Below are 22,057 nucleotides of genomic sequence, written 5' to 3' on the forward strand. Positions count from 1 at the left end.
TTTAATTTGTGATACAGATAATTGTGGTTTAAAAATTAATTTAAGAACGGAAAATGTTCTTTATGTTGAATGTGATCATGATCAAACATTAGAACAACCATACGTAAAAGAAATAGCTGATTATTTAATAAGTTTTTAAAAATAGGAGATCTTAGAGCATTATGAAGCAAACAATACAGCGAGAGACTATTTTAGCTATTATTAGTCCAACACGGGTACATTTATATGATTTTAATAAATTACAACTTCCAAAAGTTAATTCAAGAAAATGTTTAATTATTGTATCTGATGAAATTGGATTTAGGAAATATCTTCCTCCTCACATACAAGAGATTAGTAAAATTGTAAATTTAGTCAGTTATAATGAACAGGTTAAATTTTTTTCACTTGATGAAATTAAATTAATAATAGAGGAGCTATTAGAAGAGGGGGATTCAATAAGGATAATTTCTGATGAAGAAATGTTTTTAGATGATGTTGCTAAGTTAAATAAAGAATATAATCTAGTAGGATTTAAGCCTGATCATATAAATATATTTCGCGATAAATATCTTATGAAAATTGAATTAGAAAATAAATGTATGTCTAATGAAATACTTAAAATCCCATTCTTTTACAAGCTTAATAAACAGCAAAACCTACCTAATATTAGCTTTCCGATTATATGTAAGCCTTTAAATTTAGCTGGTAGTATTGGAGTTCGTAAATGTGTTTCTATTTTAGAGTTGAAATCATATTTAGATAATACTAACGACTCAATTATATGCGAAGAATATATTGAAGGTAATCTGATTCATTGTGATGCATTGGTACAATCCAACAAAATATTATATTTAAATTCTGCCAAATATTTCGAGCCTATGGATAAGGCAACAAAAAAATCAAAGTTTATTGGTAGCGAAATTATTTGTAATAAAGAAACAAAACAGCATTTATTAAAAATTATTAAACTTATAGTTAATAGCTATGATATTCCTGATGGAATGATACATGTTGAACTTTTAGAAAAAAATAATAAATTCTACTTTGTAGAAATAGGAGTTAGACCAGCAGGTGCATGGATATCTAGAATGTATGATAAGGCTTTTGGAATTAATATATTTAATCATCATATAGAAGTGAATTATATGATACCTTATTATTTTGAGAATGCGATTATTAATAAGTATGTGATGGGGCTACACTTCCTAGTACAGAAATCAGGAGTTATAACAAGTATAATTTCTCCGGAGATTGAATATAATAACTTTGATTATTATGTAGTTAATTCTAAGTTAAACAACTATCAATATAAAACGAACTCTATGTTAGATTGGGTTTGTGAATATATTATATTCGATAACTCTAAAGAAAAGTATTTAGAAACTTTTAATTTAGCAAAAAGCACTAATGTCATTTTAAAGTAATTATAAAAATATTAACTCGAGTTTAATAAGGATGTATATGAATAGCTTAGTAAGTAAAATTATATTAGCAATTATTATATATAGAACTAAACACTTAAGATCTGTAATAGAAGTAAATTCACATAAAATATTATTCAAATATGATGATGAAAAAATATTTACGAATTATTTAGATTACTTTTTAAAAACAGATAATTTTATTGTAGACTACAATGAACCAATTATATTAAGTGAATCATTTAATTATAAAGATATTTGTTTTGAGTTTAAGGATAGTAAACTTTTTTTATCAAATATAGTTTTATCTACAGATGAAATAAAAGACCTAAAAGATAAATTCAATTATGTTGTATCTAATTATAACTTAGATATGAAGCTAAAAGAGATATCTTTATCAGCTAATTCAGCGGATATATTTATACAAGATAGAGAAAGCTTTTTAAATAAAAAAACTCCTTTTCTACCATTACAGATTTATAATAAACTAAACTCTAAAAGAGAATATGCTGCAGTAGTAGATAAAGATAATAGTTATTCTAATAAGGAACTATTAGACCTAATAAATAAATCCTATCTTCTAATAGAAAAATATAGTTTATCAGAAAAATCTACTATTATTTTACATAGCCAATTAGATGCTAAGGTGATAGCTTCATCAATAGCAATATGGCTCAAAGGTTATACCTTGGTTTTATTGGATAGTGAATTAAATGATGAGAGAAAAAGACAAATTCTAGTTTCAACAAATCCTTCACTTATTATTTCTAATACTATTAATAATAATTTTAACTATAAGCAACTTACATTTGACGAGATTGATACTATAGATAGTACCAATATTATCACCATAGATGAACCACAAAATTGGCATAAAATCCCTGCTTATATAACATTTACATCTGGATCAACTGGAGAGCCTAAAGGTATACTATCCTCTCATCAAGGTTTTTCACATTTTATAAACTGGCAAAAACAAGAGTTTAATATTGATGAAACATATAGGTGTGGGCAATTTACATCTATAACTTTTGATGTTATTTATCGATCTGTTTTTACTCCGTTGTTAGGAGGAGCAACTTTATTGTTATCGCCTTTTGATGTTTTTGAGTCTCAAAATAGTGTTAACTGGATAAGTGAAAATAAAATAACTATGTTTAATATTGTTCCATCAGTATTAAATTTTTGGTTAGATACTACACAAGTAGAAGAATTAAAAAATTTAAAATATATATTTAGTGCGGGCGAGAAACTAACAAATTCCTTATTAAAAAAATTAAAGATAAAATGGAGATACCACTCGTACATAATAAATTTCTATGGACCTAGTGAAACAACATTAGCCAAGTTTTATAAGAAAATTTCAAATAATCAAAATTTTACTCAAGAAATAATAGATGTAGGACAACCAATCCCTGATACAAAGGTTTATATTTTTAATGATTCTAAAAAATGTTCTTTGAATGAAGTAGGTGAAGTTGTAATTAAAACTCCATTTAGGAGCTTTGGCTATTTAAATTATGATAACAAGAATTTTAGGGTTTTAGATCCAAACAATCCTGAAGATGTTTATTATTTTACGGGTGACTTGGGTAAAATAACTCTAGATGGTGATTTATTAATCATAGATAGAATTGATAATCAGGTAAAAATCAATGGTATCAGAATTGAGTTAGGCGAGATAGAGAGTATTGTTGCACAAAGCAACTATACTAAAGAAAGTGCAGTTGTATTTTATGATGATAAGCTTTTTCTATTTATAGTGCTGCAACTATCTGATCAAAATATAAAAGATAGTTTAGAAAAGTTTTTAGAGAAAAAATTACCTGAATATATGTTGCCAAAGGAAATATTCATTGAGGGTAGTTTACCTAAGAATAAAAATGGTAAGCTAGATAGAATATCATTATCTGAACGATTAAAATTAATTCTAAATAGTAAATCTTCATTTCAAGAATTAGACATTAATGAATTAACAAAACAAGAGTATAGTCTATTAAAAATTTGTGAAAAAATTCTTGATACTAATATTTATAATATTGAAGATAGCTTTTTAAAAATTGGCTTTAATTCGCTATCATTAACAAAGCTAGTGTTTGATATCCAAAAGCGGTTTTTAGTAAAGCTTTCCATAAAGGAAATCTATCAACATAATTCTATAAAAAAATTAGTTAAGAGGATATTTGAAAAAACTACTGAATCTAGCAACATAAATTTTACAAAAGCTACGCAAAAACAGAAATTTTCTGCGACACATGCACAAAAAAGAATATTTTTTTCATCTGAGATAGATTCTTCCGGTAAGGCGTATAATATTATTTCTGCATTTAAAATAAAAGGATGTCTTGATGTAGCAAGGTTTGAAAAAGTATTAAGTACAGTAGTAGAATCTAACAATATATTAAGGAGTTATTTTCAGTTAGATAGTGATAGGCTTGAACTAATAACTCCAGAATTTCATGAATTAAACTTTTTAAAATTAAAAATATCAAAGGATCAAATAAATAGCCAAATACAATCCATAAATAAAAAATTTGAATTAGAGCAAGGACCATTATATATTTTTGCTTTATTTGAGATAAATCCAGAAGAGTTTGTATTCGCTTATAATATCCATCATAGTATTTTTGATGGTCAATCTCATCAAATATTTCTAAAACAAATTTGGGATTTTTATTTTGATAATAAATTGCCAAATATAAGTTTTGAATATAATGATTATGCATATTTTGAAGATAAGTTTCTTAAGAAGAATCACGATAACTTAAATTATTGGTTAAATAATCTCAAAGATGCTCCTATACTTGAATTGCCTGCGGAGCAGACTCGCCCAGTAGAAAAAAATTACAAAGGAAATTTATTAAGTGCAAGGATTTCTGAAGAAATTCAATCTAAGTTATCAAATATAGCTATCAATATAGGTATAACAAACTTTTCATTACTGATGTCAGCATTTTCACTGCTAATAAGAAAATATTCAATGCAAGAAGATTTTGTTGTTGGGATACCGAGTATAGGAAGATCAATAGAAGAGACTCAAGATATGATAGGAATGTTTGTTGAAACTCTTCCGGTAAGAATACGACCAGAGGGCAATAAACAATTCATTAATTTTGCAATAGAGCTTCATAAGACTATATTAGAAAGCTTAGATAATCCATATCCATTTGAGAGTATTATTAATAAACTAAATTTAAAACAACAAGGAGGAAGAAATCCTCTAATAGATGTAATGTTTACCTTTTGGGAAGGAGCAACACAATTTCGACTAAGTAAAAGCTCAAGTTTAGAATTACTCTCTATAAAAGATATTCATAATCAGACATCTAAATTTGATATTCTATGTTATTTAGATATTAATTCTGATGGTTGGTTTATTAACTTTGAGTATGACATTAATCTATTTAGTGATGAGCTTATAAAAAGAATGCTAAATAATTTTATAGCCATACTGGATGATATATCTAAATGTTATGAGAATAAAAAAATAAAAGAAATTAATTGTATATCAAGTATAGAGAAAGATCTTATTTTAAATAAGTTATCATATACACCATTTGAGTTAATTAAAAATACTAACTTTATTGATCTTTTTTATATTCAAGTCAATAAATCTCCCAATAATTTAGCAGTTGTAGATAGTCTTCAATCTTTGACATATAGAGAGTTAGATATTTTATCAGATATAATTGCTTATAAGCTTAAACAGCTTACAAATAAAGATAATTTTATTCCTATTTATATGGAAAGAAGTGTCTATATGACGGCCTCTATTTTAGCTATTCTAAAGAATGGTATGGCATATGTGCCTATAGATTTAGATTATCCTATCGATAGAATTAAATACATACTAAAAGACTGTTGTGCTAAAACTATTATTTCTACTGTAGATAGCGCTAAGCAATTTGTAACTCAAAATAGTATCGATTTAAATATAATTTGTATTGATGAGTTAGCTGTACAGTACGAAAAATTTGATAACGTTAAAGTAAATGATGAAGCTCCATTTGTTTTATTTTATACATCAGGTACAACAGGTAATCCTAAGGGAGTTATTCAAAAGCATCAAGCACTAGTGAATTTTGCTAACTACGAAAATACCATTAATGGGATAAATGAAAACGATAAGGTTGCTTTTTACTCAAGTTTTGGCTTTGATGTTTCAATGTGGTCATTATTATTACCAATATTAAAAGGTGCTACAAGTCACATTGTGCCGGAAGAAGTAAGGTTTTCATTATATGATTTAAATGATTATTTTGAGAAAAATAATATCACAGTAGCATTATTACCCACTCAATTATGTGAAAACTTTATGTCCTTAATTGATAACAAATCACTAAGGTTATTATGGACAGCAGGGGAAAAGTTAAAGAAATATACGAATAGACCTTATAGACTAATAAATGGCTATGGACCGACTGAATATACTGGATGTACGACAAGATATGAAGTTAAACAATTGCATGAAAATATACCTATAGGTAGGCCTCTAGGCAATACTTGGGTTTATTTATTATCAAAATATCATGAACTGCAACCTATTGGTGCAAACGGAGAACTTTGTATATCTGGTGCACAACTTGCTCATGGGTATCTAAATTTACCTGATGAAAATAGTCAAAAATTTATTTATAACCCATTTGCAACTAATAAGATTAACCAAAAACTATATAAAACAGGCGATATAGCTAGATGGCAGTCAGATGGTGAATTAATTTATATAGGAAGATCAGATGACCAAGTCAAAATTAGAGGCTATCGTATAGAAATTAATGAAATAGAAGCTTGTTTAATCTCAATAGCTGGAATTAAGCAAGCTGCTGTGCTTGTAAAAACAGATAAGACAGGTGCGAAATATCTCGTAGCATTTTATACCAGTAATATTGATCAAACAGTAAGTGATATTAAGGAAAATTTAGCAAAAAGAATTCCTAAATATATGATTCCAGAGAAAATTCTTTTTCTAGAAGAAATGCCATTGAATGTTAATGGCAAAATTAATAAAAAAGACTTAAGTAATATCAATATAGAAGTATCAACTAAAGAGTATATTAAACCTCATACATCCACAGAAAAATCATTAGCAAATATATGGCAAAAAATATTATCAATCAAAACTGAAATTAGTTGTAATGATGATTTTTTTGATCTCGGTGGAGATTCAATAAAAGCGATTATGATGAATGCTCATATAAAAAGAGAGCTTGCTTGCACAATACCAATTAAAGAAATTTTTAAAAATAGTACATTATCTGAATTCTCAAAAATAATTGATGTACAAATAAAAAAAGGTAAGGAGTTTCTCGAACTAGCTTCACATGATGAGGATAACCTCTATAATGACTTCCCTTTAACAGATGTGCAACAAGCATATCTAGTTGGTAGATCTGATATTTTTGAATTAGGAGGTGTTTCTACACATGTATATAGAGAAGATAGTTTTGATTATTTAGATATTAATAAACTTAATCAGGCTTTGAATATTTTGATAGCAAAACATCATGCTTTACGATGTGTTTTTTCTTTAGAGAAGGGATCACAATGCTTTTTAAAAGAAGTACCTGACTATAAAATTAAATATCAAGACTTAAGTAACTTAAGCATATCTGATCAGCAAACAAAGCTTTTAGAATGGCGTCATTTTATGGAAAATCAGATATTTAATGTAAATACCTATCCTTTATTTGAGTATAGAGTAACTCGATTATCACAAAGTTATATTCTACATTTTAGTTTTGATGCTTTAATAATGGATGCTCATAGCATGAGATTTTTTATGCAAGAACTAACAATTCTTTATAATAATCTTGAGAGTAAACTTAAACCAATTGGAATTACATTTAGAGATTATATATATGCTTTTGATAAGCTTAAAAAATCTAAAAGATATAAAAATGATAAAAAATACTGGCAAGATAGAATACCAGAATTACCATTAGGTCCAGAGCTAAAAACAGAGATTCTTCCAAGTAAAGTAAATGACAATACATTTGCTAGAAGAACTAAAACTATAACTAAAGAAATCTGGAGTGTTATAAAAGATAAGATTCGTATAAATAAAATATCTCCCACAGTACCTTTTCTAACTCTTTATGGAGATGTTTTAGCCAAATACAGTATAAATAAACATTTTTTAATAAATTTAACTTTGTTCAATAGAGAACCTATTCATAATGATATTGATGATGTTCTTGGGGATTTTACAACTTTAGAATTGTTTGAATATAAAAAACAAAAATCGACTATTTTATATAAATTTAAAAAGGCTCAAGATATTTTATGGGATGATTTATCCCACATTTTATATTCAGGACTATCTATACAAGCAGATCTTAATAGGTTTTACTCATTAGGTATGGATAGTTTAATAGCACCGGTTGTTTTGACAAGTTTATTAGGGATGAAACACCATGATGATAAATTTTTATCAAAATGTTATAAAGGTAGAACATATGCAATAACACAAACATCCCAAGTTTGGTTAGATAATAAAATTTATGAAAAAAATGAAGAACTCGTTATAGAGTGGGATTTTGTTTCAGAACTATTTGATCATAATATGATCGATAATATGATAAATATTTATCATGATGCAATCTTTCAACTATTTGATAAAAATTGGTCAAAAAATGAAATTTTACTTAAAACACCACAAAAAGATATAGATATAATGAAAGCTGCGAATGAAACTTTTGATAAAAGTGTTTTACCAAAAGAGAATCAAACGCTGCATGGTGCTTTTTTCGGAAGCGCAAGAAAATTTCCAAGTAATATTGCGCTAATAGAGGGAGAAAACTACTATACATATCAGCAAATTTCAGACCAAGCTGTAAGTGTAGCGAAAGCACTTATAAATAGCAATATAGAGCCCGAAGATAATGTCATAGTATACTTAAGCAGGAGCAATAGATTAGTTTCTTGTTTATTGGGTATTATGGCCTCTTCTGGAGTATATATTCCTATAAATATAAAATGGCCATTAACTCGTCTAGAAGACATTATAGAAATATCTAAAGCTAAATTTATCCTAACTGACAAAAATGGATATGAAAATTTAGAGAAAAATTCTGTCTCATTAGATAACGTTGAGACATTGGTTTTTGAAGATATTATACATACATGTAGTACTTCTGAGGATTTGCCAAGAGTTAATATTCATCAACTTGCATATATTATTTTTACATCAGGTTCTACTGGTAAACCTAAAGGAGTAAAAATAAGCCATTACGGAGCAATGAATACAATAAAAGATATTAATAAGCGATTTAATATTAATGAGAGTGATAGAACTTTAGCTCTATCTAATATAAGTTTTGACTTATCTGTGTATGATATTTTTGGGGCATTAGCATCTGGAGCTGCTGTTGTTATTCCATCTGATGATATTACGGATAATCCTACTGAATTGCTAAATATCATAAAAGAATATCGTGTTACAATATACAACAGTGTTCCAGCTATTATGAATATTTTCACACACACAGCTCAGCTTAAAGATATAAACAGTCAGGTTAGACTAGTTTTATTAAGTGGTGATTTTATCCCGTTAACTCTACCTCAAAATATAAATAAAGTATTCCCCAAATCTAAAATAATTAGTCTCGGAGGCGCAACTGAGGGGTCAATATGGTCAATATTATATGAAATCGATAAGGTTGATGAATTGTGGAGAAGTATACCTTATGGTAAGGCAATGTATAATCAGGGTATGTGGATATTTGATGAAGAGTTACAACACTCTCCTATAGGAATACATGGTGAAATTTGCATTACAGGTGTTGGAGTTGCAAAAGGTTATATTGGAGATGATGAGAAAACTAAAAAACATTTTGTGATTGACGATAATAATAATTATATCTATCGCACTGGTGATTTAGGTGTCATGCATCATGATGGAAATATTGAAATTATTGGAAGAATTGATAATCAGGTAAAAATTAATGGCTTTAGAGTCGAGTTGGATGAAATTCAATCACAAATAAATTCCATAAAGTCAGTTAAAAACAGTGTTGTTGGAATTATAGAACATTCTAAGACAAACAAAGAAATTGTAGCTTATATTGAGCCATATATTTATGATTCATCGGAATTTAAATTAGCTAAAAAAGGTATTAGAGTAAATATAAATAGTAATAAATCATTGAAATTATTGCAAAACAATGATCAATCATATCAACAACATGCTTTTTTAAGGAAAAGCTATAGAAACTTTTCTAATCAAGATCTTAGTTTTGATATTATTAAACAGTTCATTACTAAAAGCTATAAATACTCTAATGCTAGATGTATTAGTTCAGATACTATTATTGAATTAAGTGAAGTATTAAATGTTTTGAAAGCATATAATAATGAATATACAATGGGATTAAATAAGTATAGGTATCCATCTGCAGGTGGGTTATATCCAGTACGAACATACATTTATATATCGAAAGAATATGGTGAATTACTTTCAGGGTACTATTATTACCATCCTGAACATCATTCGTTAATTCTTCTAAAAAAATCTAATGCTGAGAAATCTAGAGGTATTTATTTTATATTTAACTACTATAAGCCCGCTATGGAAAAGTATTACTTTGATAGAAGTCTTGCATATGCAGAACTGGAAACTGGATATATGGCATATCTTTTGAGCGAAAGAATATCTATTGAAAAACTAGATGATGAAGAGGCCTTTGAGAGTTTTGATGATGAAGAGATGAATATTTATACTTTCAGATATCAAATTGATAAGTTAAGTATAAGAGAAGTTAAAGTACCAAGTAGAATTATTGTTTTACAAAAAGATAGAAAACAGAATTTAATCGACTGCTATCTTTATGAAGAATGTGAGATTAAAAAACTCAAACAAATTAAAATGACTGATTTTGATCAAACAGCTGGAAACGAGTTCATAGTATCTGAGGCATCTATTATCATACTTCCATGTGGAAATAAATATATCGAAATTGGAGAATGGACCCAATGTATAACAGAGAGTTTATTATCTGATAATATTGGTAGCTGTTTATTTGGAGTGTTTGATATTGGTGAAGATTTGGCAAAAGTTTTTGGTCAAAGACATTTTAATACAGCTATTGTTTTAGGCTATGTTACAGATCAGCAAAAAGAGTCGTTACATATTGAAAAAAATAAAAAAGACAATTCTACAAATGACACAATAATATCTCATATTAACAAGCACTTAGATAATACACTTCCTCATTACATGAATCCGAAACATATTGTTAAGCTTAGGCAAATACCATTAACAATAAATGGAAAGATAGACTTTAGAGCATTGCCTAAGATTGAAAGTTTAAAAAGTAATCATGATTATATTGAACCTAAAACAGAGTATGAAAAACAAATATATAGAGTTTGGAAAGAGTTACTTAAAGTCAATAAAATAGGCACTAATGAAGATTTCTTTACAACAGGAGGTAATTCATTACAAGCTATTATGCTAGCTGTTAAATTAAGTAATGTATTCCAGAGAAAACTTCCAACTAATTTTGTTTATTCCAACAGAACAATAAAGAAACAGGCTAATGCAGTAATAGAGCTTTCAGTCAAGCCTACTATTGATTATTGTGAGCTTAATGATAGTACTTCTTCGGAAAACTTAATAATATTTTATCCGCCTTTACCTACAGGATCAGAGGCATATTATGAGTTAGCACAGAAACTATATAGCCATGCTAAAGTTATAGGTGTTAATAACTATTTTATAAACTATTTTAATAATATTACTGCTTCAACCGATGTCATACTAAAGTTCTATTTAGATATGACAAACCATATTATTCAAGAAAATTCGTCCTATAAGAAGATTTGGCTATGTGGGTGGTCAATGGGTGGCAATATTGCTGTAAATATATATGATACGCTTAAAAAAAAGTATGAAAATATATCTGATACAGTCATTCTTTTTGATTCAATCAATTATTATAAAGAAAAAATTAATTTTGATGAGTCTAATATGTTACAGGCAATAGGAACAGATAATGAAGATAATGATATAACGAAGAAGTTTATGGCGGCAGGTTTTACATATGATCAATATGTACAATTTATGTTCTATTCTCTAAAGTTTTGTCAAGAAATTTTAATAACCAATTCAAGATCAGATATATTGCTCTTTAAGTGTATACAACGCTCTCAAGAACATCCATATTCAGAGGATGAGTTCAATGGATATCTAAAATGTGTTGATGAAATAAATATTATTAAATCAAACTCACATCATGGAAATATTTTAAAAGAAAATAAATATATTGATAAAATATCTAAAGAAATTATTAAATTGTTGATGAATGAAATGGATGAAGATAAAAGAGATGAGTTTAATTAATGAGATAGAGAAGCAAAGTATTATCTATAATAGATATATTGAGTTACTACATAAAAAACATATTTTTAATCATAGTTTATTTTATATTGATAAATCTGTTGAGAATTATAACACTCATAGAAAAAATGAGCACAGCGATTCAGATCTTTCAGATGAAATAAATATTATTAAGAAAATATTTTCAGATAATAAAAATCAAGAATACTTATTTGTTAGTATTGGCTGTAGATCTGGTCTAGAGGATACAACGTTATTAAAATCAAAAAACTATGATATTACATATCTTGGAGTAGACTCATCTGAAAGAATGTTAGAAGCAGCGAAATCAAATTTAATTGATATTAATATTCAAAAAAATTTCTTATTATGTGATGTTCTTAATAGTATATATGATTTAAAGATTTTTATAGAAAAAAATTTTGCCGGAAAAATAAAGTTAATTGTAATAAATGGTGGGACATTTGGAAATTTTTCATGGTCAGATAATGAAAAAATTATGATGCTCTTAAATAAAGATGATTATTTTTATATATATATTGCAACACAAGCTAATTTTCTAGATATTAAAAACTTACGTAAAAGATATTTATCTGCTATAAAAATCTCTGAAATAGTATTCAAACCATTTTACCAGACATTAAATTTGAAAATTTCAGATGGAAACTTTAATTTAGAAGAGTACAATGATGACTCAATGTCAACAACTTTTAAATATACTTTTATTTTTTCAAAAAATATTAATAAATATTTAATGAAAGACGATGAAGTCGAGGTTTTAAAAATAAGAGTTTATCAAGAGCATAAATTAATATCTAAGCTTAAAGAAAAAAATATTTATTTCATTGATTCATATAAAATAAATACTGAAATGCCAGCAATTAAAATCTTGTTTCAATATGTAGGGTAATATTTAAATAATGAATAATAAAATTGTAGTTATTATTGATGCTTTTTCTGGAGGAAAATATCTAGCAAAGCTTTTGAAAAAGAATGGTTTTAATCTTATTCATGTATTAAGTAAAGAGGGGAAAGGAACCTACAAGGCACATCCAGACTATTTAGAGTTTGAAGATTATATTGATTTTGCTAATGAAAATTGGAAAAGTCTTTTAAATATTCTTAGCAATTATAACATTAAAGCTATTATTCCGGGTGCTGAAGAAGGCGTTTATGTTGCTGAAAAGCTAGCAAGCATTTTAAATTTACCAAGCAATGATCCTAAAACGACTATTCTTAGAAGGGATAAATCCTTGATGCAGCTTACATTAAAGAAGTATGGTTTAGATACGATTGCTGAAATAGTTTTTGAAAAACATAATTATCTTGATAAATTAGAATCTTTTAATAATTATCCTAGTATTTTAAAACCAGTTGATGATGGTGGATCAATTAATGTTTTTGAATGTCATAATAAAGAACAGGTAATACAAAAAGCAAGAAAGCTTTTTAATTCTAACAATAGTATGGCTCAATCTATTACTAGGCTAATTTTACAAGAAAAGATAAATAGTAAAGAATTTATAGTTAATACATTTACAACTAATCGAGAGCATTTTATAACAGATATATGGAGTTATAGAAAGACATATATTGAAAATGGAGGAGTTATACCAGAGATGGTCTCCTTAGAAAGCTTAGATATTTACTATAAAAAATTTATACCATACATAAGCCGTATTCTAGAAGCACTTAATGTTGAAAATGGCGCCTCTCATATAGAAATATTTTACGATGAGAAAGAGTTTAGATTAGTAGAGCTAGGCGCGAGAGTTATGGGTGGAGATTTTGATGATGATGTATGGAACAATGTCACTAGCATATCCCAGGCTGGAGCTATATTAAAAGTTTTAGAGAAAAATACTCTTACACAAGATATGTTTTATACAAAAGCTAAATGTAGCTTAGTTTTATTTCCATCATATGTAAATGGTATTATTGAGCAAGTACTAGATTTAGAAGATATTAAAACTAGATGCCAAAGTTTATATAAATATCAAATATTTGTGAAAAAAGGTGATACTTTAAACGTAGCTAAAGATGATACTGGTCCATATTTAGCATTTTTTATATTAATCAATGAAGATCAAAATATTTTTCAGAGAGATTTAGACTATATTGAGAGTCTAAGAAATACTTTAGTAAGAGTAGACAAGTGAGAAATAAAGCTTTTATATCTTTAATAGTGCTATGTTTTATAGATGCATTAGGAGTCGGTATATTATTACCTATATTTCCTAATATATTTTATGAGCCATTATATGGATTGTTAGTAGGTTGGTCTAATTATTCACATTCAATGTTATATGGGTTAGCTTTAGTAGTATATCCTTTGGGAACATTATTTGGTATGCCTATTATTGGGGCTATGGCAGATAAAAAAGGGCAGAAAAATACATTAATTTTAGGATTAAAGTTAGAGTTATTTGGTTTTATTATTGCTATTGTCTCTTTGTATTCTCAAAATTTGATATTTTTTATTATATCTAGAGTTATATGTGGTTTTGCTGTAGGTAATTATGCAGTAATTAATTCAATAATTGTCAAAGTAAATAATAATAAAGATAAAAGTTTAATATTTAGGTATCCTATATTAGCTTTTATATTAGGATCAATAATAGGACCTATTCTTGGAGGCTACTGCATATCTATATTTAATACACAGATATCGATGATAATACCTTTTATTATGCTTATAATATTTAGTATAATTAATCTACTAATGTTAAGAAAATTTTTGAAAGATGATAATATAGAAAAGCCAAAAATAAAGAGATGCAACTTATCAATAAAAAAAGTCTTTGAAAGTTTGTTTTATATCTTTTATAAAAAAGATATATCATTTATAGTTTATATTTTTCTTATATTTTGGTGTATGCAGGGAGTATATACGCAATCCATAGCGGTCACTTTAAATCAAAGTCTTCACTATGATTCAATAAGAGTAAGTTACTTTTTTATGACAATGGCTATGGCTAGTATGTTTTCTATACTATATCTTCAGATAAAAATTAGTAGAATTTTAAAATCTATATTTTCTAGAATCTTATTTTCATTGGTAATCACTATAATAATGTTTTTCATATTAACATTATTTGTTAATAAAGGAATAATTTTATGGATTGCATTTATGGTAATATATGTCTTTTCATCAATATTGAATACGAATTTTTATGCACTTTTTTCTTTAAAAGTGCCTGATAGTGAACAAGGTCGAGTATTTGGGGGAATAGGACAGATTCAATACATAGGCTATATTTTTGGAGGGGTTATAATAAGTATTAGTAATATTTCGGTTTTATTGATAACAGTTATTCCTTTAGTTTTATGCTGTCTAGCACTTTTTTTGATTTTGATTAAAACTTATAAAATCGTGTAATATTTGTTCCGAGTAGCTTTAGATTTTTTATGTTTAGGTTATAAACTGTTCATCAATATTTATTATCAATTTTTAAGTAAACATTCATTATTTTTATAAATCAATAATTTTAAAAGCCAATTGAGTAAAAAGTTAACTTCTTCCTGTATTTAATTTTGTGTTCATATCATCCAAAATCTGTATATCATAAATAGACGATAAAAAAAATATCTCAAAGACATTCAAGAAAGTTTAAAGAAGAACTATAAGTCTATTTATAGACAAGATTCAAATATATAAGAAATAGCAAATATGGTTAATTCAATAACAACTTGCAATTGTATGGCAATCCTTGTAAGAAAATAAGATTTTAGATATATGGTAATAGTCAAATACAAAGCTGGATTCAAATAAAGAGCAGAGCAATTTTTTAATATAAGTATCCGTACGACTAAATTTTGGATAAATTTATATAAAACTGCTTAATGATTATTAATCTAAGTAAGATTCAATATGCTGTAGAGTTAACCTAGAGCTTTGAAATAGAAAAACTTTAAAGAATGTCCAGATGTTAGTGCACTAGATGTAAGAGAGATTTTAGCATCTAAAATATCTAAAAATATAAGTATTACTATATTTATTTACTTTAAAACATCTTTATTTTAAGAAGTATTATTTATACCAGAAAAGATAATATGATACCAAAGACTTAAAGTGTTGATATATAAGCATTTGAAAACATTGTCAGTAATACCAGTTAATTTTAGTAATTATGATATAATTTTTTGCTAGAAACTTGATTATATTAATATGATTTATGTTTCATTTGTACGACTGGTTAATTTAAATTAAGTAAGATTATTGAGTTTAAAGAGTTTGAAGAGATTTCTATGGTACTCGCAACTGGATTCGAACCAGTGACCTCTACCATGTCAAGGTAGTACTCTAACCAACTGAGCTATACGAGTATTTAGAATAGATATTATAATTTTATATCTTATAAAATCAATAGATTTTCGCTTATTAATTGTTATTTATTGGAATTAATATATTATTTAACACATATTTTATAATTTATAATTTCTTATGCAAAATTTTACATTTTTCGCTAGCTGTGCAAAGGGTATCGAGCTTTTATTAAAAGATGAGCTAGATACGTTAAGCATATCATCATCTGAAAAACTTGCTGGAGTTGAGTTTGAGGGATCTTTTGAAGATGCCTACAAAGTTTGTATTTATTCTCATCTAGCAAGCCAAGTTATGCTAAAAATAGCTACTCAAAAAGTTACAGATCAGCAGGCTTTATATGATTTTATATCTTCGATAAATTGGTTAGATTATTTTGATGTTAATACTTCTTTTAAAATCATACTCTCAGGCAAGCATTATGATTTTAATAATACTATGTTTGTTTCGCAAAAGACAAAAGATGCTATAGTTGATCAGTTTAGAAGAGAAACAAAAGAGCGACCAAATATTGATACTGATAATCCCGATAATATAATAAAATTACATTTACATAAGCAGTATGTGAATGTGTTTTTATGTTTAAATATAGAAAGCTTACATAAGCGTAGTTATAGACAGTTTCAAGGTCAAGCACCTCTAAAAGAATCTTTAGCAGCAGCGATACTTATCAAAGCTGGCTGGTTAGATGAGCTTAAGAAAGATCAACCTATATTGATTGATCCAATGTGTGGTTCAGGGACTATTCTTATTGAAGCGGCTCTTATGGCAAAAAATATAGCTCCTGTGTTGTTAAATAAAGAATTTAAACTATTTAATTCAAAGCTTTATGATGAAGACTTATGGAGTAAATTATTAGAAATCGCAAAAAAAGCTCAAAAGCCAACAAATGCAATTATTCAAGGCTATGATATTGATAACAATGTTTTGGATAAAGCAGATAGAAATATTTATCAAGCAGGTGTTGAAGACGTTGTTAATATCAAACGACAAGATATCCATGATCTTGAAAATGAGTTTGAAAGTGATGGATTGATAGTTACAAACCCTCCTTATGGTGAACGTTTATATGATGATCAGCTTGATGAACTTTTAGATATATTTAATGGCTTCGGTGATAGATTATCTCAAGATTTTTATGGTTGGAAGGTCGCAATTTTGACAAGTTTTGATGAATCAATTAAAGAAATGCAGCTACGCACTACTAAGAAGAATAAATTCTATAATGGTGCGATTGAGACTGTATTGTATCAGTTTGATATAAATGAGCATGCAAGATTTAAACATGAGAGCCAGCTTGAGAAAAATATTCGTTTAGCTGAAGCAAGTGCAGACAAGTCAGATGAGCATATAGATTTTTCTAACAAGTTAAAGAAGAATCTTAAAAACCTAAAGCCATGGTTAAAACAGTCAGGAGTAGAGTGTTATCGTTTGTATGATGCTGATATTCCAACTTTTGCTGTAGCTGTAGATATATATGGCGAGCATGTGTTTTTACAAGAATATCGTGCCGATGCTACTATAGATCAAAATATGGCTAAACAAAGATTCTATCAAGCTATATATCAGATACATAAAACTCTCGATATTCAATATGAAAATATTCATACAAGAGTCCGGCAGCGTCAAAAAGGCAAAGAACAGTATCAAAAAAATAATGACAAAAATAACTTTCATGTTATTAATGAATTTGATGCAAAATTTTATGTAAATTTCGATGACTATTTAGATACTGGTATTTTTTTAGACCATCGTAAGATTAGACAACTTGTGGCAAAAACTTCAAAAAATAAGACTTTATTAAATTTATTTAGTTATACCTGTACAGCTAGTGTTCATGCTGCCTTAAAAGGTGCAAAAACTACAAGTGTGGATATGTCTAACACTTATCTTGAGTGGGGTAAAAATAATTTTGAATTAAATAGCTTAGATATTAAAAAGCACAATTTTATTCAGGCAGATTGTACTAGATGGTTAAAATCCAACAGCGAGAAGTTTGATGTGATATTTTTAGATCCACCAACATTTTCAAACTCAAAGCGTATAGATGATATCCTTGATATCCAAAGAGATCATGAATTGCTAATAAATTTAGCTATGGACTCTCTCAAAAAGGATGGAGTATTATATTTCTCTAACAATTATCGTCGCTTCAAAATGTCACAACAAATAATCGCTAAGTTTAATTGTGAGAATATTGATAAAATTTGTTTATCAAGAGATTTTTTATCTAACAAAAATATCCATAATTGTTGGGAAATTAAATACAAGAAATAAAAATTATAAACTTAATGCATAATAGTCTTTGAGTATGCATGAATAATAATAGTTCCAATAAGTATAAACAATGTCCCTAAGACAAATGGTAAATCCAACTTTTGCTTAAAAAATAGATATCCTATAATTCCTATTAGAATAGTACCAAATGCTGACCATACAGAATACACAAAAGCAATATTCATATATTTTAATGACAATGATAAAAAGTAAAACGAAAGTCCATAAAATACCAAGATAAATAGCGAGAGAACAAGCCTTGTAAAACCATTGCATAATGGTAACGAAACTGTACCAAGGACTTCAGTGATTATAGCTATAGTTAAAAAAATATATGACATAAATATAAACTGTGTCAAAAGAGTATTTAAATAATAAGCTAGAAGTTAATAAATTAAAATATGTTTATTATGAACATATCTACCATCAGCATCGATTACAAGTTGTCCATCTTCTTTGTAGAAAGGCATTGCTGGCAACTTATCTAACATGCTAAGAACTACTTCACTAGGTCTGCAAAGTTTAACACCTTTAGGGCAACAAACAAAAGGTCTATTAACTAGTATAGTATTATTGATCATTGCTTCAATAATTATGTCATCACTTACATTATCATCTAATAATTCCAACTCTTTAGCTGGAGACTTAGTTTTTCTAAGAGCCTCTTTTGGAGTTAAATTTGCAGCGGCAAAAAGTCCTAATAGTTGTGCTTTTGTCCATCCTTCTTTTAGATATTCTATTACAATGGGATTATATCCAGCGGCTTTAATAATATTAAGTACATTTCTAGATGTTCCACATTCATCATTGTGATATATTACAATCATTTAAATTTTCCCATTACTCAATTAAAATATTTTTTATTCAACCACAAAGCCACATTTACTAACCCAATCAAAACAGGCATCTCAACTAGTGGACCAATTACACCGACAAAAGATTCAGTAGAGTTTATGCCAAATACTGAGATTGCAACTGCTATAGCTAACTCAAAATTGTTTGAGGCTGCTGTAAAACTCAAAGACACAGCTTGTTCGTAAGTCGCTTTAGCTTTATATGACATAAAAAATGATATGCTAAACATTATCAAAAAATATATCAAAAGCGGAATAGCAACCTTGATTACCTGAAGTGGCAAGTTAATTATTTCATCTCCTTTTGTAGTAAACATTAGGACTATAGTAAATAGTAGAGCAACTAAGGTCGGAGGTGATATCGCTGGAGTGAATTTATCTATATACCATTGTTCACCTTTTTTAGAGATTAGGATAATTCTAGTTAATATTCCAGCTACAAAAGGTATTCCTAAATATATTCCGACACTTTTTGCTATATCTAACATTGATAGGTCTATATTGATGTTCGTATCAAATCCTAGTAGTTTTGGAATAACAGTAATGAATATATATGCGTAAGCAGCATAAAATATTATTTGAAAAATAGAATTAAACGCAACTAGTCCAGCGCAATATTCTCTAGATCCTTTGGCCAAATCATTCTATACAATTACCATAGCAATACATCTTGCTAACCCTATTAAAATTAGTCCTATCATAAAGCTAGGTTGGTTATGGAAAAAAATAACTACTAAGATAAACATCAGAATAGGACCAATCAGCCAGTTTTGAATTAAAGATAAAAGCAGAACTTTAGTATCTTTAAATATTTCTAGCATTGTTGAGTATTTAACTTTTGCTAGTGGTGGATACATCATCACAATTAAGCCTAGTCCTATTAACCAATTACCTGATCCAATATCAAATTTTGATATAAAATTTTTAGCTTCTGGTAGAGTATATCCAATGGTAATACCTACAATCATAGCTAAAAAAATCCATAAGGTCAGAAACCTATCGAGAAACTTTAATTTCATTATTACTCCTTAAATTTTACAAATTTCAGAAATTTCTAGTTTAGATATTATTTGTTGAACTTCTTCGTCTTTATCTACTTGTTTGAAAAGCTCATTTAAAATATTTAACTGATATTTAGGAATATTTTTATCTAGTTTATAAAACACCCATTTGCCTTGCTTAAAAGATTCCAGCAATCCAGTAGTTACAAGATTTTTTAGTTGTATTGATAAAGCTCCTTGAGTTAATGAGATAAGTTTTTGGATATCACATACGCAAAGAGTATTTTTGTTTAATACATATAAAATAATTAATCTATTTTTATCAGAAATTACTTTTAAAAAACTTGTGATAGATGACATATTGAGATAAATATATATTTAAATTTTTAACTATAATAATGGTTTTGGTTATGATTTTCAATTTGTTTGTAATATTTATCTGAACAACTTAATATTTATCCAATATAGATTAGATGTGTTAAAATCTAGCTAGTTTAGAGCAATATTTAATTTTTAATGAGTCGATTCAGTCAAAATTTGATGTATGTTGGTATATTGTTTATAGTTTTTATATCTGGTATATATTTTTTTGTTTCTAAGAATATCCCCGAACCAAAAGGTATATATTTACCTAAATATAGTGCAAAATTGCCAGCTACAGATCCAAAACAAGTCAGAATATTTAATCTACGTTATCAAACAGATACACAAGATAGCATAGGTGAAATAAGAGTAGTAATAGGTGTAGATCAAGAGAGATATTTTCAGAAATTATGTAATGAGAATATTAGAGAAGCTGTAAAATTAGCTGCTCAAAATGGTGCACATGAGATAAAATACGTTTGTCTATTCCCAGAGGGTCAAATTACTGAATTAAGTAGTGTTCAATTACGTGCATATGCTTTTAGAGATTAGTAACAATGAAAAAGTTAAATATAGTTTTTGCTGGAACTCCTGATATTTCAGCACAAGTTCTAAAAGACTTATATCAATCACAGCACAATATTCAAGCGGTACTTACTCAGCCAGATAGAGCAAAAGGGCGTGGTAAGAAAATACAATTTTCACCTGTCAAAGAAGTGGCTATAGCCAACAACACACCTGTTCTTCAACCATTGTCTTTTACGAAAGACCCTCAAGTGCTTGAGCAAGTTAGAGAACTAAAACCAGATGTCATAGTTGTGATAGCTTACGGAATTATAGTGCCTCAGGAGTTTTTGGATATTCCTAAATATGGTTGTTTAAATATTCATGTTTCACTACTTCCTAAATGGCGTGGCGCAGCACCTATCCAGAGAGCAATCCAAGCAGGAGACTCTAAAACTGGAATCTGTATAATGCGAATGGATGCTGGACTTGATACTGGAGATATATTAAATACTCTAGAAGTCGAGATAAAAGATACAGATACATCCCAATCACTACATGATAAGTTTGCTAAGCTATCAATAAAACCATTATTAGAAACTTTAGAAAATATTGATACGATCAAACCGCAACCTCAGCAAGGCGAGCCTAGTTACTCACATAAGATCACTAAGCAAGAAGGTCTTATAGATTTTACAAAATCTGTCAAAGAAATTAGTTTTCATATTAGAGCATTTACTCCATGGCCATCAGCATTTTTTATGTTAGAAGGTGAGCAAGTCAAAGTAGGTGATTTCGAGATACTAGAAAAGTCAGCAAATGATGAAGTTACAGCAATTATAGATATAACTAAAAATGGTTTTGATATTGCTACAAATGACAAGATAATTAGATTTAAGCAATTACAATTTCCCAGCAAGAAAATGTTAAATATTGCAGATATTTTAAATGGTAAAGATTTAGATAAATATATAGGGTATAAAATAGGATAAATA

Annotated in this window: 11 protein-coding genes, 1 tRNA gene and 1 pseudogene; 8 read left to right on the top strand and 5 right to left on the bottom strand. The window is 27.7% G+C overall.

Going from position 1 to position 22,057, the window contains the following annotated elements; all coding sequences use genetic code 11:
* The first annotated feature begins 161 nt into the window (after positions 1 to 161).
* From FNO12_RS04490 to FNO12_RS04510, 5 genes are read left to right on the top strand one after another with little or no spacing between them, the layout of a single operon-like run.
* Positions 162 to 1,406, top strand: coding sequence for an ATP-grasp domain-containing protein (locus FNO12_RS04490; protein ID WP_014715400.1), 1,245 nt, complete (start codon positions 162 to 164; stop codon positions 1,404 to 1,406).
* 37 nt (positions 1,407 to 1,443) lie between these two features.
* Positions 1,444 to 11,742: a non-ribosomal peptide synthetase gene (locus FNO12_RS04495; protein WP_014715401.1), complete on the top strand. Its 10,299-nt coding sequence runs from the start codon at positions 1,444 to 1,446 to the stop codon at positions 11,740 to 11,742.
* Positions 11,729 to 12,649, top strand: coding sequence for a class I SAM-dependent methyltransferase (locus FNO12_RS04500; protein WP_148663982.1), 921 nt, complete (start codon positions 11,729 to 11,731; stop codon positions 12,647 to 12,649). Before FNO12_RS04495 ends, FNO12_RS04500 begins: the two co-directional genes overlap by 14 nt.
* Positions 12,650 to 12,659: 10 nt before the next feature.
* Positions 12,660 to 13,898, top strand: coding sequence for an ATP-grasp domain-containing protein (locus FNO12_RS04505; protein ID WP_014715404.1), 1,239 nt, complete (start codon positions 12,660 to 12,662; stop codon positions 13,896 to 13,898).
* Positions 13,895 to 15,118 carry an MFS transporter gene (locus FNO12_RS04510; protein ID WP_014715405.1) on the top strand — a complete coding sequence of 408 codons (1,224 nt, stop codon included), beginning with the start codon at positions 13,895 to 13,897 and terminating at the stop codon, positions 15,116 to 15,118. The genes FNO12_RS04505 and FNO12_RS04510 overlap by 4 nt, the downstream gene beginning before the upstream one ends.
* 870 nt (positions 15,119 to 15,988) lie before the next feature.
* On the opposite strand, the gene FNO12_RS04515 is transcribed toward FNO12_RS04510, so the two are convergent.
* Positions 15,989 to 16,065 (bottom strand) — tRNA-Val (locus FNO12_RS04515).
* A gap of 118 nt (positions 16,066 to 16,183) precedes the next feature.
* On the opposite strand from FNO12_RS04515, the gene rlmKL reads away from it, so the two are divergent.
* Positions 16,184 to 18,340: a bifunctional 23S rRNA (guanine(2069)-N(7))-methyltransferase RlmK/23S rRNA (guanine(2445)-N(2))-methyltransferase RlmL gene (rlmKL, locus tag FNO12_RS04520; RefSeq protein ID WP_014715406.1), complete on the top strand. Its 2,157-nt coding sequence runs from the start codon at positions 16,184 to 16,186 to the stop codon at positions 18,338 to 18,340.
* An 11-nt stretch (positions 18,341 to 18,351) separates the two neighbouring features.
* On the opposite strand, the gene FNO12_RS04525 is transcribed toward rlmKL, so the two are convergent.
* From FNO12_RS04525 to FNO12_RS04540, 4 genes and pseudogenes are all read right to left on the bottom strand, one after another.
* Positions 18,352 to 18,681, bottom strand: coding sequence for a DMT family transporter (locus FNO12_RS04525; protein ID WP_030005593.1), 330 nt, complete (start codon positions 18,679 to 18,681; stop codon positions 18,352 to 18,354).
* Positions 18,682 to 18,726: 45 nt separating this feature from the next.
* Entirely contained in the window at positions 18,727 to 19,167 is a 441-nt protein-coding gene (locus tag FNO12_RS04530) for an arsenate reductase family protein (protein ID WP_014715408.1), read from the bottom strand.
* Positions 19,168 to 19,184: 17 nt separating this feature from the next.
* A pseudogene (arsB, locus tag FNO12_RS04535) lies at positions 19,185 to 20,213 on the bottom strand (ACR3 family arsenite efflux transporter).
* Positions 20,214 to 20,222: 9 nt separating this feature from the next.
* The gene (locus tag FNO12_RS04540) at positions 20,223 to 20,555 is read right to left on the bottom strand and encodes an ArsR/SmtB family transcription factor (RefSeq protein ID WP_014715409.1); all 333 of its coding nucleotides are present in this window, start codon (positions 20,553 to 20,555) and stop codon (positions 20,223 to 20,225) included.
* A 156-nt stretch (positions 20,556 to 20,711) separates the two neighbouring features.
* Between FNO12_RS04540 and fvfA the strand changes: the two genes are divergently transcribed.
* Together fvfA and fmt are read left to right on the top strand one after the other, a co-directional pair.
* Positions 20,712 to 21,110, top strand: coding sequence for a Francisella virulence factor A (fvfA, locus tag FNO12_RS04545; protein ID WP_014715410.1), 399 nt, complete (start codon positions 20,712 to 20,714; stop codon positions 21,108 to 21,110).
* A gap of 5 nt (positions 21,111 to 21,115) precedes the next feature.
* Complete coding sequence (gene fmt, locus FNO12_RS04550) at positions 21,116 to 22,054, top strand: methionyl-tRNA formyltransferase (protein ID WP_014715411.1); 939 nt, start codon at positions 21,116 to 21,118, stop codon at positions 22,052 to 22,054.
* The last annotated feature ends 3 nt before the right edge of the window (positions 22,055 to 22,057 follow it).

The organism is Francisella orientalis FNO12 (genome assembly GCF_001042525.2).
Classification (GTDB): domain Bacteria; phylum Pseudomonadota; class Gammaproteobacteria; order Francisellales; family Francisellaceae; genus Francisella; species Francisella orientalis.

What these genes read in the sequence shown, in the direction of transcription:
- FNO12_RS04490 (WP_014715400.1), top strand. Translation starts at nt 162, where the DNA reads ATGAAGCAAACAATACAGCGAGAGACTATTTTAGCTATTATTAGTCCA.
- FNO12_RS04495 (WP_014715401.1), top strand. Translation starts at nt 1,444, where the DNA reads ATGAATAGCTTAGTAAGTAAAATTATATTAGCAATTATTATATATAGA.
- FNO12_RS04500 (WP_148663982.1), top strand. Translation starts at nt 11,729, where the DNA reads ATGAGTTTAATTAATGAGATAGAGAAGCAAAGTATTATCTATAATAGA.
- FNO12_RS04505 (WP_014715404.1), top strand. Translation starts at nt 12,660, where the DNA reads ATGAATAATAAAATTGTAGTTATTATTGATGCTTTTTCTGGAGGAAAA.
- rlmKL (WP_014715406.1), top strand. Translation starts at nt 16,184, where the DNA reads ATGCAAAATTTTACATTTTTCGCTAGCTGTGCAAAGGGTATCGAGCTT.
- FNO12_RS04525 (WP_030005593.1), bottom strand. Translation starts at nt 18,681, where the DNA reads ATGTCATATATTTTTTTAACTATAGCTATAATCACTGAAGTCCTTGGT.
- FNO12_RS04530 (WP_014715408.1), bottom strand. Translation starts at nt 19,167, where the DNA reads ATGATTGTAATATATCACAATGATGAATGTGGAACATCTAGAAATGTA.
- FNO12_RS04540 (WP_014715409.1), bottom strand. Translation starts at nt 20,555, where the DNA reads ATGTCATCTATCACAAGTTTTTTAAAAGTAATTTCTGATAAAAATAGA.
- fvfA (WP_014715410.1), top strand. Translation starts at nt 20,712, where the DNA reads ATGAGTCGATTCAGTCAAAATTTGATGTATGTTGGTATATTGTTTATA.
- fmt (WP_014715411.1), top strand. Translation starts at nt 21,116, where the DNA reads ATGAAAAAGTTAAATATAGTTTTTGCTGGAACTCCTGATATTTCAGCA.